The sequence below is a fragment of the Streptomyces atratus genome, from assembly GCF_900119365.1.
GTDB lineage: Bacteria > Actinomycetota > Actinomycetes > Streptomycetales > Streptomycetaceae > Streptomyces > Streptomyces atratus_B.
In genome coordinates this window covers 86,882-100,457 of sequence record NZ_FPJO01000026.1, presented here as the reverse complement: position 1 = coordinate 100,457, position 13,576 = coordinate 86,882, and the positions used below count along the sequence as shown (strand labels likewise).

Sequence of the window (13,576 nt, the reverse complement as noted above, 5' to 3'; positions counted from 1 at the left end):
GTCCTGAGCCAGGATCAAACTCTCCGTGAATGTTTTCCCGTGATCGGGACAACACAACACGAGAGCGGAACGACCGGACGGAATAAGACCGGTCGTTCACAGCGTCCTCGCTGTGTAATTGCCCACCGGGTCAGTGACCCCGTGGGACTTTCAAAGGAACCTCCAACCTGCCGAAGCAGGCCGGGGTATCAACATATCTGGCGTTGACTTTTGGCACGCTGTTGAGTTCTCAAGGAACGGACGCTTCCTTTGTACTCACCCTCTCGGGCTTTCCTCCGGGCTTTTCCCTTCGGTCTTGCGTTTCTGACTCTATCAGACTCTTTCGTGTCCGATTCCCGGTCGAAGCGGGTCCTGCTCTGCTTTCCAGTTCTTCGCTTTCGCGTTTCCCTTTCCGGCGAGTCCGACTCTATCAGATCCTTTCGGGCCTGATTCCCAGTCAGCGGGGCTCGTCTTCCCGACCGTTGGGCCGTTCCGACGTCCAAACTCTAGCGGATTTTCCCGGCAACTCATAATCGAGTCTTCGAAATCAATTTCGGCATGCCGAAATTATCCCGAGTGGGAGATCGTGCTGAGTTTTGGTTGCCGCATTCGCGGCGGGATCGGCTGTCGCAGAACCGTTCCGGCTCCGTGACAACTCGAAGAACCTTACGGAGCGAGGAGGGGTGTGTCAACCCCGCCAGGTCAAGCCCTTTTCCCACGTGCCGGACACGGGTTCAGTCCAGGTCGGTGAGGCGGCCGCCGGCGTCCGGCTGGGCGTGCTCCACGCGGCGCAGGAGGCGGATCAGCATGTCGCCGAGGCCCCCGCGCTCATCGCCCGTGAGGTCCTGGAGCAGGTCCTCCTCGAAGTCGGTGGCCATCCGCATGGCCTCCAGCCACTTCGTACGGCCCTCGTCGGTCAGCTCGACGATCACGCGCACCCGGTTGTTCTCGTCCCGGTCGCGGGTGACCAGGCCCTCGCCCGCCATGCGGTCGATGCGGTGGGTCATCGCCGCCGGGGTGAGTCCCAGGCGCTTGGCCAGCTCTCCCGGGCCCAGGCGGTACGGGGAGCCGGCCAGGACCAGGGTCTTGAGGACCTCCCACTCGGCGTTGCTGATGCCGAGGGCGGCGAGCTGGCGTCCGTACGCCACGTTCATCCGGCGGTTCAGCCGGCCCAGGGCCGAGACGACCTGCTCGACCTGGGGATCCAGGTCGCGGAATTCGCGCTGGTAGGCGGCGATCTGCTCGTCGAGGCTCGGCTCCTGTGGTCCGGGCTGCTCGGTGGTGTCAGGCATGGCGGGCAGTATGGCACGCCCTCCAAAGCCGTCGAAGTCCTTCGAGCTGTATTGTTGAGGTTCTAACTTTAGTGCTAAAGTCTTCGGGTTCGAGTCGTTCGGATGGCTCGGCATGTCGCTTCGAGACTTTGAGGTAGGTGAGTGTGACCAGGGAGATGGGTGCAGCACTGCGGCGGATCCAGCTGGGGAGCGCGCTGAGCGCGTTCGGGCTGGGGTTCACCGTTCCGTATCTGTACGTCTATGTGGCACAGGTACGTGATCTGGGTGCTGGCACCGCGGGAGTCGTACTGGCGGTCTTCGCCATGGCCGCGCTGGCCGTTCTGCCCTTCACCGGACGGGCCATCGACCGGCGCGGGCCGCTGCCCGTGCTCGTCGTCGCCTCGGCCGTCGCCACCCTGGGCGCTGCCGCCCTCGGCCTGTCGTCGGGCGTGACCGCCTCCGTGCTGTCGGCCGCGGTCCTCGGCGCGGGTACGGCGGTCATGCAGCCGGCGCTCGCCACCATGCTCGTGTGGTGCTCCAGCACCGCCACCCGTACGCGCGCCTTCGCCATGCAGTTCTTCCTGCAGAACCTCGGGCTGGGCATCGGCGGGCTCGTCGGCGGACAGATCGTCGACACGAACCGGCCGGAGACCTTCACCCTGCTGTTCCTCATCGAGGCCGCGATGTTCGTCGTGCTCGGTGTCATCGCCTCCACGGTGCGGCTGACCCGTACGCCGTCCTTCTCGGACGCCAGGCCCACCGACGGGACCAAGGCGCCGGGCGGGCTGCGGGCGCTGCTCTCGCACCGGGCCATGGTGCAGCTGTGCGTGCTGGGCTTCGTGCTGTTCTTCGCCTGTTACGGACAGTTCGAGTCCGGGCTCGCGGCGTACGGCACCGAGGCCGCCGGGATGCAGCCCTCGACGCTCGGGATCGCCCTGGCCGCCAACACCGCCGTCATCGTCGTCGCGCAGTTCGTCGTGCTGCGGTTCGTCGAGCGCCGCAGGCGCAGCCGGGTCATCGCCTCGGTGGGTCTGATCTGGGCCTTCGCCTGGATCGTGGCCGGATACGCGGGGCTCGGGCACGGCAGCCAGACCATGGCGACGGCCGCGATGATCTCCACGTACGCACTGTTCGGGCTCGGCGAGTCGATGCTGTCGCCGACCGTGGCCCCGCTGGTGGCCGATCTGGCGCCGGAGTCGATGGTCGGGCAGTACAACTCTGCGTTCGCCCTGTGCAAGCAGCTCGCGCTGGCGGTCGGTCCGGCCGTGGGCGGGCCCATGGGGGCGACGCTGCACGGGCCGTACATCGTGACGTTCGTGCTGTTCTCGCTGGGCATCACGGCGCTGGCTCTGCGGCTCGGCCGGCGGCTCACCCCCGCACAGGACCGGCCTTCGCTGGAGACGGTGCCTTCCAGGGTGGTGGCCGTGTCACTGCCGGATGCCGAGGCCGGCTCCGCCTCCGCCTCCACGGCTGCCGCTGCTCGCTGAGCGGCCGGGCCCTGCCCTCGGCAGGGCCCTCACCGCGGCAGGGCGAATTCGCACCAGACCGCCTTGCCGCCGCCCGGTGTGCGACGACTGCCCCAGGACGAGGCGATCGTCGCGACGATGGAGATGCCGCGGCCCGCTTCGTCCGCCGGGTCGGCCCGGCGGCGGCGCGGCAGGTGGTCGTCGCCGTCGGTCACCTCGATGATCAGCCGCCGGTCTGTACGGCGCAGCCCCAGGCGCATCGGCGGGGTGCCGTGCTTGAGGGAGTTCGCGACGAGTTCGCCGGCGGCCAGGACGCCCAGGTCACAGAGATCGACCGGGAATCGCCACGAGGTCAGGACCCCGGTCGCGAAGGCGCGGGCGCGCGGGGCCGCCTCGATGCCGCCGAGGAGATCGAGCGAGGCGTTGTGGAACAGCTCCGCGTCCGCCCCCGTGCGGGCGGGGTGCTGGACCACCAGTACGGCCACGTCGTCGTCGTGTTCCGCGGTGACGCCGAGGGAGCGGATCAGCCGGTCGCAGACCACCTGCGGTGAACCCTTGGCACCGGACAGGGCGCGTTCCAGTGCGGCGACGCCCTCGTCGATGTCCTCGCTGCGCCGCTCCACCAGGCCGTCCGTGTAGAGGACCGCGGTGGAGCCGGGCGGCAGCGGGATCGTGCCCGAGGTGTGGATCCAGCCGCCGGTGCCGAGCGGGGGTCCCGTCGGGTCCTCGGCGCGGTGGACCGTGCCGTCCTCGTCGCACACCAGGATCGGGAGGTGGCCGGCGGAGGAGTAGACGAGCCGGCCCTCGTTGGGGTCGTGGACCGCGTAGGCGCAGGTGGCGATCTGGCTGGCGTCGATCTCGGCGGCGAGACCGTCCAGGAGCTGAAGCACCTCGTGCGGCGGGAGGTCGAGGCGGGCGTAGGCGCGTACGGCCGTACGGAGCTGGCCCATGACGGCGGCGGCCCGCACTCCGCGTCCCATCACGTCCCCGATGACCAGGGCGGTGCGGCCCGCGCCGAGGGTGATGACGTCGTACCAGTCGCCGCCGACCGCTGCGTCGGTGCCGCCGGGCTGGTAGGTGGCGGCGATCCGGAGGTCGTCGGGCTGCTCCAGCTCCTGCGGGAGCAGGGAGCGCTGGAGGGTGACGGCCGTTTCGCGGTGGCGGCGCTCGCTGGCCCGGAGCCGTTCGGCCGCTTCGGCGTGGTCGGTGACATCGGCGGCGTACACGAGCACGCCGCCTTCGCTCCCTCGGTCTCTCCCGCTGCCCTTGTTGTTCCTGCTCTGCTTCTTGAGGCCGCCCTTGCCGCCCTCACCTGCGCCTTCGTCGTCGCTGTCCCGGTGTACGGGAGTGCAGGTGACGGTGTACGAGTTGCCGCCGCGGACCTTGCGGGACTTGACCGTGCGAGGGGTGCCGCTGCGCAGGACCTGGTCCATGAGGGGCAGCAGGCTGAGTTCGTGGAGCTCCGGCATGGCCTCGGCGGCGGTGGCGCCGGCCGGGCGGGGCCCGAAGGCGGCGGTGTAGGCGTCGTTGACGTACGCGATCCGGTGGTCGGGGCCGTACACCAGGGCCACCAGGGCGGGCAGCTGACCGAGGATGTCCCGGGCGGAGAGATCCTCCGGGGTGGGGCCGCCCGGCCGGGCCTCGCCGCGCGAGTCGTCCCGGGGATCGTGGCTCGTCCCGCCGCGGGTGTCGCCGCCCGGCGGGCGGGGCCCGGCCTCGGGCTGTGCGTACTCGGCGCGGGCCGGGGGCACGGAACTGCGGTCGTCCCGTGCGGCGGCGCGGCGCTGCGTTCCGGGTAGGCGGGCGCTCCAGCGCGTGAAGTTCACGGAATTTCTGGCCTCGTGTGTCGGTCTGGTCCGCTCTTGCGGGCTGCTCACTGTCGGTCACTGCCGGCCGGGTCACTCTGTGCAGATGTGGGCCCACCTATGGTCACACGTCCAGTGTGGCGGACCGTACTGACTGTTGTCGGTACGGTCCTCCCCCCGGCGGATGCACGGGCGGGTCGACGGCCCGTCAGCCGCCGTTCGGCGGCGAGCCGTCGGTCCCGGAAGGAATGTCCGGCCCCGGCGAGTTGCCTGGGCCCGGCGGGGAGTCCGGGTCCGGCGGGCCGTTCGGCCCGGGGCGTCTGCCGCCTGCGGCGAGCTCGAACTCGGCGCGCGGGTGTTCCAGCGAACCGAGGGAGACGATCTCGCGCTTGAAGAGCCCGGCGAGGGTCCATTCGGCAAGGACGCGGGCCTTCCGGTTGAACGTCGGGACACGGCTGAGGTGGTACGTACGGTGCATCAGCCAGGCCGGATATCCCTTGAGCTTACGGCCGTAGACATGGGCGACGCCCTTGTGGAGGCCCAGCGAGGCGACGGAGCCCGCGTAGCTGTGCCGGTACTCCTCCAGGGGCTCTCCGGCGATCGAGGCGAGGATGTTCTCGGCGAGGACCTTGGCCTGGCGCACCGCGTGCTGGGCGTTGGGCGCGGTCGCCCTGCCCGCCTCGGCGGCGGTGAGGTCGGGTACGGCCGCGGCGTCCCCGGCGGCCCAGGCGTGCTCGACGCCCTCGACGGTGAGCTCTGCCGTGCATCTGAGCCTGCCGCGTTCGTCGAGCGGCAGGTCGGTCGCGGCGAGGACCGGCGCGGGTTTGACGCCCGCGGTCCACACGAGGGTGCGGGTCGGGAACCTGGAACCGTCGCTCAGGACGGCGATCCGGTCCTCGCAGGACTCCAGCCGGGTGTCGAGGCGTACGTCGATGTTGCGGCCGCGCAGCTCACGGATGGCGTAGGTGCCCATCTCCTCGCCGACCTCGGGAAGGATGCGGCCGGAGGCCTCGACGAGGATCCATTTCAGGTCCTCGGCCTTGATGTTGTGGTAGTACCGCGAGGTGTAGCGGGCCATGTCCTCCAGCTCGGCGAGGGCTTCGACGCCCGCGTATCCGCCGCCGACCACGACGAAGGTGAGCGCGGCGTCGCGGATGGCGGGGTCGCGGGTGGCGGAGGCGATGTCCATCTGCTCGATGACGTGGTTGCGCAGGCCGATGGCCTCCTCGACGGTCCTGAAGCCGATGCCGTGGTCGGCGAGGCCGGGGACCGGGAGGGTGCGCGAGACGGAGCCGGGGGCGAGGACGAGTTCGTCGTACCGGATCTCGACCGCGCCGGTGCCGTCCTCCCCCGTGGCGAGGGTGGTGACGGTCGCGGTGCGCTTGGCGTGGTCGATGTGCTGCGCCTCGCCGATCACGATCTTGCAGTGCGCGAGGACGCGGCGGAGCGGGACGACGACATGGCGCGGCGAGATCGAACCGGCGGCCGCTTCGGGCAGGAACGGCTGATACGTCATATAGGGCTCGGGGGTGACGACCACGATCTCGGCCTCGCCGCTTCTGAGTCTCTGCTTCAGCTTCCGCTGGAGACGCAGTGCTGTGTACATCCCGACGTAGCCACCACCGATGACGAGAATGCGCACGCCCGGCGGGGGTCCTGGGGGTGTTCCCCCGGATTCTGAAGCCATCACCACCCCATGACGCAACGTGCTCAAGGGTTTGTCCACAGGCTCGGCAAATTGTGTGACCGGAGGTTTTGGGCGGGCGGTTGCCGCGGGGCCCGGCGGTGGTACGCAAGCCGTGCAGGTCAGGGGTCGGGGTGGGGGGCCGTGGGCGGGGGTCGAATCAGTGACCAACCGGTCTTGCTCCGATCGGGGGGCGCTCCATGCGGAACTACCCCCTTCTGAATTGAGCCGGGCTCAACTATGTTCGTATGTCGTCGGGGTGTCGGGTGGGGACCGTGATCCGCTCCCTGGCTCAAACGGCGGGAAGTCTCCGGGGGGAGACGTCATAACCGGGGGAACAGTTATGCACATTCAGGATTCTCATTGGCCGACCGCTGCCGCGGTTTCGTCCCATTCGTCCGACGGAACGGGACGAAACGGAGCGGTCGGAACGGTCGGCGCGGTCGGCGCGGTCGGAGCGGCGTCGTCGACGAGCCCGGTCGCCACGGTCGGGGTGAACGGGACGAACGGCGCGACCGGAGCAGCCGGGACGGCCGACGCGCATGGCCGTACGGCTCCGCTCCGCGTGGACGCCCAGCGCAATCTGGAGCATGTCCTGCGGGCCGCGCGCGAGGTGTTCGGGGAGCTGGGGTACGGGGCTCCGATGGAGGACGTGGCACGTCGCGCCCGGGTCGGGGTCGGCACGGTGTACCGGCGGTTCCCGAGCAAGGACGTGCTGGTCCGGCGGATAGCCGCGGAGGAGACCTCCCGGCTGACGGACCAGGCCCGGACCGCGCTCGGTCAGGAGGACGAGCCGTGGTCGGCGCTGTCGCGCTTCCTGCGGACGTCCGTGGCCTCGGGCGCGGGGCGGCTGCTGCCGCCTCAGGTGCTGCGGGTCGGCGTCGATGTCGATGTCGATGGCATCGGTGACGGCAACGGCGACGGCAGTGGCGATGGTTCGGCGGCGGCCGTATCGGGCTCGGCGTCGGGCTCGGCGTCGGGCTCCGCATCGGTTCCGGGCAGTGGTCGGGACGAGGCCCGGGTGCCTCAGCAGCGCCAGGGCGCCGGCCAGGCCGACCCCCGGCCGGCCGACGAGCGGCCCGCTGCGGAGACCGGTGTCGAGGACGACGACGCGGGAGCCGGCGAGCTGCTGGAGGTGGTCGGCCGTCTGGTGGACCGGGCACGGGCAGCCGGTGAACTGCGCCGCGACGTGACGGTCGCGGATGTACTGCTGGTGATAGCGACAGCAGCACCTTCGCTGCCGGACGCCGCCCAGCAGGCCGCCGCTTCGAGCCGGCTCCTGGACATCCTGCTGGAGGGACTGCGCTCCCGGCCGGCCGCCTGAGCGGAGTCTGGGGATCTGAGGGACCTGAGGGACCTGAGGATCCCCGGAATGCGCAGGATCTTCGGGATGCGCGGGCGCAGTGGCGTGTGCTGCCGCTGCGCCCGCGCGTTGCCGACTCGCGGGCGTGTTGTCGAACCGCTGACTCCACTTCCGTGCGCGTTTGGTCGATGTGGCCCGTTTTGATGGGGTCTCGATCGACAGCCCGTCATCATCCGTCCGGCCTTCGAGTCCGGCGTCCACGACCGCCGTTACTGCTGCCGAAACCCGCATCGCCCTCCAGTAGCACGCCTGTCGCTCCCGAATCGCGTACTGCGGCTCCAACTCGGCCTCGCAAAAGAGATTGTCGAGCTTTCCCCGAATGAATGGCCGTTAGTACTCACATTCGGAAAAACGCCCCGGATGAGTGGTTGCGGGGGCTGAGGGTCCGTCGTGATTGCGCCATGTGGCACTCTTGCCCGAAGTTCGGGTCCGACAGCGCATACGGGGGCTACCGCGATGAGCGGTGACGGGCAGCAGGAAGAGTCGTTCGACGACGTCTCCGCAGTGGGTGGTGTCGCGGAGGCCGGTGGGCTTTCCGCCCGGCAGGTGCCGAGTCAGGCCGGGCCGGGCCGGTCGAGCGGTGACGCCGAGGGCGGCACCGTACTGCCGGGTCCGTGGTCGGCGCCGGTCGATGCCGGCCCCGGGGCCGACGCCGCGGTGCCGATGCAGCGGGAGGGCGGCAGCACCGGCGCCACCGATGCCTCGGGCGGCGCGCCCTCCGACGCCGATCTGATCCGGCAGATGCGGGACGGCGACGATCTCGCGTACGAGGAGCTCTTCCGGCGCCACTCCGACGCCGTGCGGCGCTACGCGCGCAGCTGCTGCCGGGACGCCCACACGGCCGACGACCTGACGGCCGAGGTCTTCGCCCGCACCCTGCAGGCGGTACGCCGGGGCAAGGGGCCCGAGGAGGCCGTACGGGCCTATCTCATGACGGCCGTCCGCCACGTCGGCGCCGCCTGGACCAAGACCGCGAAGCGGGAGCAACTGGTCGACGACTTCGCGGTGTTCGCCGCGCAGGCGGCCCAGACCTCCCAGGTGTCGGACGCGGACACGCTCGACCTCGGCGCCGATGTGCTGGCGATGCACGAGGCCGAGCAGTCGATGGCGATGCAGGCGTTCCGCAGCCTGCCGGAGCGCTGGCAGGCCGTGCTGTGGCACACCACCGTCGAGGAGGAGTCGCCCAGCGAGATCGCCCCGCTCTTCGGACTGACCGCCAATGCCACGGCGGTGCTGGCCAGCCGGGCCCGTGAGGGTCTCAAGCAGGCCTATCTGCAGGCGCATGTGAGCCAGGCGCTCACCGCGGGCGGCGACTGCGCGCGCTACGCCGACCGGCTCGGCGCTTACGCCCGTGGCGGGCTCCGCATGCGGGCCGAGCGCGGCCTGCGCGGACATCTGGAGGAATGCTCGAAGTGCCGGCTCGCCGCGGGCGAGCTGGCCCATGTCAACGCCGGGATTCCCGCGCTGCTGCCGGTCGCGGTCATCGGCTGGTTCGCCGCCGGGTACGCGCTCAAGGCAGCCGGAGTCGTCGCCGGTGGCGCGGCGGGAGCCGCGGGTGCGGGTGCCGCCGCGGCGGCGTCCGGGGGCGGCTCCACCGGAGGTTCGGCCGGTGGTGCCGCGGCCTCGGAGGGGCTCGGTGCCCCGGCGAAGGCCGGTATCGCGGCCGCGGTCGTCGTGGCCGCGGCGGCCGGACTCGTCTGGGCGCTGGTCGGCGACGACCAGCCGAAGCCCGAGGCCAAGCATGTGGCGAAGCCGGCCGTCGTGGCGCCCCCGGCCCCGACACCGCCGCCCGCACCGAAGCCGCCCGCACCGAAGCCGTCCGCACCGAAGCCCGCTCCGCCGGTGCCGCCCGCGCCCTCGGCGCCCACACCGCCGCCCAGGCCCGAGCCCAAGCCGACGCCCACCCCTAAACCGCCCCCGAAGCCCGCTCCCGAGCCGACGCCGCCCGCGCCGAAGCCCAAGCCGGAACCGACGCTCCCCCCGACGCCCACTCCGACGCCGACACCGACCCCGCCGCCTCCCGCGCCGACCGTCTACCAGATCAGCGAACTCAGCTACTCGCTCCTGGGCGACCACACCGAACCGGAGGTGGTGCTCGGTGAGAGCAGCTGGGTCTGGCAGCGTTCCGATGTGTCGATCGGCGGCACGACGTACGCGCACGGGGTCACCGTCAACAGCAATTCCTCGGTCACCATCCGGCTGAACAAGGAGTGCACGCGGTACCAGGCGATGGTCGGGATCGACGACATGACGATGGGACTCGGCTCGGTGCGCTTCTCCGTCTTCAACGGCGACGGGGCACGGCTGTGGCAGTCCCCGGTGATGAACGGCAACGCCCCGGCCGTGCCGGTGGGCGTCGGTATCGCCGGTCAGGAGCGCATCCGGCTGGTGGTCGAGCGCGCCCGGCCCGGTGGCGTCATGGCGCTCGCCGACTGGGCGAATTCGACGATCAGTTGCCGGTGAGCCGGTCCGGGGTGAGGCCGGAGGTGAACCCCGGCGCTTCCGCGTGGACCGGAGCGTCCCCGCGCTCCAGGACCTCCACGCACCCCGGCGCCTCCGGGAGCTCCTCGGTGATGCGGGTCAGGAGCTCGATGACGTCGTCGAGGGTCAGTGCGCGGCCCGCGGTGCGCTCGGCCTCGTACAGCTGAGGTCCCAGCTCCTCGCGCGCCTGCCGCTCGGCCCCGTCCACCTCGGCCTGTTGAGCCTCGGTCCTGGGGCCGAACAAGCGCCAGCCGTCCGCCGCCGCCAGGATCCGTACCGCGGCCCGGTGGTGGCCCACCTTCGGCAGCACGGCCGCCACGCAGTCCGCCAGATGCCCGGTGACGAGTTCGGCGCACTGGGCGTCCCGCGCCCCGCGGAGTGCCGCCGTCAGGCCTCGCACGCCCGCCGCCGGACCACGGTCGGGTCCCGGCTCGTGCACCGTGATCCGGGCGGCCAGACCCTCGACCACGGCGCTGAAGTGCGACGGCGGGCTGCCCCGCCCGATCGCATGCGCCGCCTCGGTGACCAGCTGCCGCGCCCGGGCGGTCTCCCCCCGCTCCAGGGCCGCCGTGGCGCGCAGGAAATGGATGTAGGCGTGGGCGTCGTGCACCTGGTAGCGGTCCGCCTCGCGCTCCGCCACGGTCAGGTTCCGCTCGAAGTCCGCCATGTCCCCGGTCCGGTAGGCGAGTTCCGCGAGGCGGGCGAGGAGGAACGGCGCCTCGGCATGCGCGCCGACCTCACGGGACAGCAGCAGCGCCTCCTCGTACGCCGCCCGGGCCTGCGGGAACCGTCCGCGCATCACGCCCGCCTCCGCGGCCGCGCTCGCCACCTGCGCACGAATCCAGCGGTCGCCGACGCGGCGGCTCAGCTCGCGCAGTTCCGCGAGATCGGCGTCGACCCCGGGCATGCCGCCCGGCATGTCGACGACCATGTGGGTACGGAACATCAGGGCGAGGCAGTACTCCCAGGCGCCGCCATGGGTCCGGGCGTTGTCGACCACCGAATCGATCAGCGCGTGGGTCTCGGTGGTCGTCCGGGCCGCGAACAGGGCCATCGGCCAGAGCATGCCCGGGAAGCGTGCGGACTGCGGTCCCGAGGACCTGAACGCCTCGGTCACCCGGTCCATCACGGCCCGGAAGCGGTCGTCACCGTGGACGGCCTCGGCAGGCCCGGACTCCACGGCGAGGAAGTACCGCAGCATCTCCAGATGCATGCGCGGCCAGTAGCGGGGGTCGTCGGCGTTCACCGGCTCCGGCCCCAGCGCCACGGCGCGCTCGGCCCAGGTGAGGCCCTCGGAGCGGAAGTTTCGCAGCCACCAGAACCACCCCATGCCGAGAACCAGCCGTACGGCTTCCGCTTCGGACGGGCCGGTGACGACGGTCCGGTGGAGGGCGGCCCGGATGTTGTCGAGGTCCGTCTCCAGGCGTTCGATCCAGGGCAGCTGGTCGCCGGAACGGATGCGCGGCTCGGCCCGCTCGACGAGGGCGAGGAAGTACGCGGTGTGCGCGCTCGCGGCGGCGGCACGTATCTCCGGGACCTCGGCGGCGCGTTCGGTGGCGTACTCGTGGATGGTCTCCAGGAGGCGGTAACGCATCTCGCCGGTGGCGGTCGGGGTCGCGACGACGAGAGACTTGTCGACGAGGGCGCCGATCAGGTCGGCGGTCGAGAGCCCGGCGGGGACGGGCCCGGAGGACACGGCTCCGGAGGACACGGCTCCGGCAGGGCCCGCTCCAGGTGTGACGACTCCGGGTGTGACGACGGCTTCCGCGGCCCGCAGGTCCCAGCCGCCCGCGAAGACGGAGACCTGCCGCAGCGCCGTGCGTTCGTCCTCGTCCAGGAGGTCCCAGGACCAGTCGACGACGGCACGCAGCGTCTGCTGGCGCGGCAGTACGGTCCGGCTCCCGCCGGTCAGCAGGAGAAAGCGGTCGTCGAGCCGGTCCGCGATCTGGCGCGGGCTGAGCATCCGCAGCCGGGCGGCGGCGAGCTCGATGGCGAGCGGCTGCCCGTCGAGCCGTCGGCAGATCTCGGCCACGGCCTCCGCATCGCGCCCGGCCTCCTGCCCGGGGTCGAAGTCGGGGCGTACGGTGCGGGCACGCTCGGCGAACAGCCGGTGGGCGGGGTCGGCCGGGAGCGGACCGACCGGGCGTACGGATTCGCCGGGTACGCCGAGGGGTTCACGGCTGGTGGCGAGGATGCGCAGCTGCGGGCAGTGCGTGAGCAGGGTCTCGGCGAGGGTGGCGGCCGCCTCGATGACGTGCTCGCAGTTGTCCAGGATGAGCAGGAAGGGGCGGATGCGGGAGCAGTGCGCCAGGTGCTCGACGAGGAGGTCGGTCGGGTCGGTGCGCGGCAGCTGTCCGTCGCGGTTGCTGTCACGGAGGAGGGCGGTCTCGCGCAGCCCGAGGGCGGAGAGCACGGCTCCGGGTACGTCGACGGGGTCGTCCACGGAGGCGAGTTCGGCTATCCAGGCGTCCGCGTCGGATGTTTCGGCCGGGTTGGCCTGGTCGGCCGCGGGCGCCGGCTGCCCGCCGTGCGCGGCGGCGGCCTCCTCGGCCAGCCGGGTCTTGCCGGAGCCGCCGGGGCCGGTGAGGGTGACCAGGCGGGAACGGGTCAGATCGGCGCGTATGGAACGCAGTTCCGGCTCGCGCCCGACGAACGAGGTCAGCCGGGGCCGCAGATTGCCGTGCCCGACGGCGGGGCCGGACGCGTCGAGCGGATACTGCGGGCGCATCATCGCCGGCCGCGCCGCCGACCCGGACGGCGCCTGCGACAGGGAGAGCAACTCCCGGTGCAGCGCGATCAGTTCCGGTCCGGGATCGGCCCCGAGACCGTCGGCGAGGGCGCGGCGGGCGTCCTCGTAGGCGGCCAGCGCGTCGGCCTGACGGCCCTCGGCGCGCAGGGCACGGATCAGCTGGGCGCGGAAGCGTTCGTCGTACGGGTGGGCGGCCGTCAGCTCCATGAGTTCGGGCACCAGGGTCCGCCTCCCCGCGTCCGGGCCCGTCGCCGCGCACCGCAGGTCGGCCTCGATACGGCGTTCCAGCGCGGCCAGGCGGTGGCCCTCGGGGCGCAGGCCGTGGCCGTGGTCCCGGTCCGGCAGATCGGCCAGCGCGGGGCCGCGCCACAGGGCGAGCGCGGTACGGAGCGTGCGCGCGGCAGTCGCGGGGTCGCCCGCGTCGAGCTCCTCGGCCCCCTGGCGGGAGAGCCGCTCGAACACGTACAGGTCGACCTCGTCGGGCCCGGCCGCCAGGCGGTAGCCCCCGTGGGTACTCGCGATCGCGCCCTTGCCCAGCACCCGGCGCAGCCGGCCCACCAGGGCCTGGAGCGCGGCGGGGGCGTCGTGCGGGGGGTCGGCGGCCCATACGTCGTCGACCAGATCGGCGACGGGGACGGGGCGTCCGGCGCGCAGCGCGAGGGCGGCGAGGAGCGCGCGCAGCCGCGTACCGCTCACGGGCAGGGCAGCGCCGTTCTCGTCTCGCGCCTCGGTGACGCCCAGGATCAGATACCGCACCGGGCCATTGTGTCCCGCGACC

The 13,576-nt window shown here is 71.8% G+C and carries 7 protein-coding genes; 3 read left to right on the top strand and 4 right to left on the bottom strand.

The features are described 5' to 3' along the window. Nucleotides 1-713 precede the first annotated feature (713 nt). Nucleotides 714-1,271 carry a MarR family winged helix-turn-helix transcriptional regulator gene (locus tag BT364_RS31345; RefSeq protein ID WP_072488604.1) on the bottom strand — a complete coding sequence of 186 codons (558 nt, stop codon included), beginning with the start codon at nt 1,269-1,271 and terminating at the stop codon, nt 714-716. A gap of 155 nt (nt 1,272-1,426) precedes the next feature. Between BT364_RS31345 and BT364_RS31340 the strand changes: the two genes are divergently transcribed. Then, nucleotides 1,427-2,737 (top strand): MFS transporter, encoded by a 1,311-nt coding sequence (locus tag BT364_RS31340; RefSeq protein WP_072488614.1) that lies wholly within the window; start codon nt 1,427-1,429, stop codon nt 2,735-2,737. 29 nt (nt 2,738-2,766) lie between these two features. Here the strand turns inward: BT364_RS31340 and BT364_RS31335 are convergent, their stop codons facing one another. Next, complete coding sequence (locus tag BT364_RS31335) at nt 2,767-4,542, bottom strand: ATP-binding SpoIIE family protein phosphatase (protein WP_072488603.1); 1,776 nt, start codon at nt 4,540-4,542, stop codon at nt 2,767-2,769. 187 nt (nt 4,543-4,729) lie between these two features. Beyond that, nucleotides 4,730-6,208: an NAD(P)/FAD-dependent oxidoreductase gene (locus BT364_RS31330; protein ID WP_079179708.1), complete on the bottom strand. Its 1,479-nt coding sequence runs from the start codon at nt 6,206-6,208 to the stop codon at nt 4,730-4,732. A gap of 340 nt (nt 6,209-6,548) precedes the next feature. Here BT364_RS31330 and BT364_RS31325 point away from each other — a divergent pair, with 340 nt between their 5' ends. Beyond that, nucleotides 6,549-7,529, top strand: coding sequence for a TetR/AcrR family transcriptional regulator (locus tag BT364_RS31325; RefSeq protein ID WP_079179707.1), 981 nt, complete (start codon nt 6,549-6,551; stop codon nt 7,527-7,529). A gap of 495 nt (nt 7,530-8,024) precedes the next feature. Continuing rightward, nucleotides 8,025-10,031: a sigma-70 family RNA polymerase sigma factor gene (locus BT364_RS31320; RefSeq protein WP_079179706.1), complete on the top strand. Its 2,007-nt coding sequence runs from the start codon at nt 8,025-8,027 to the stop codon at nt 10,029-10,031. Here BT364_RS31320 and BT364_RS31315 read toward each other — a convergent pair. Beyond that, nucleotides 10,018-13,554 carry an ATP-binding protein gene (locus BT364_RS31315; protein ID WP_072488600.1) on the bottom strand — a complete coding sequence of 1,179 codons (3,537 nt, stop codon included), beginning with the start codon at nt 13,552-13,554 and terminating at the stop codon, nt 10,018-10,020. The genes BT364_RS31320 and BT364_RS31315 overlap by 14 nt on opposite strands. Nucleotides 13,555-13,576 lie beyond the last annotated feature (22 nt).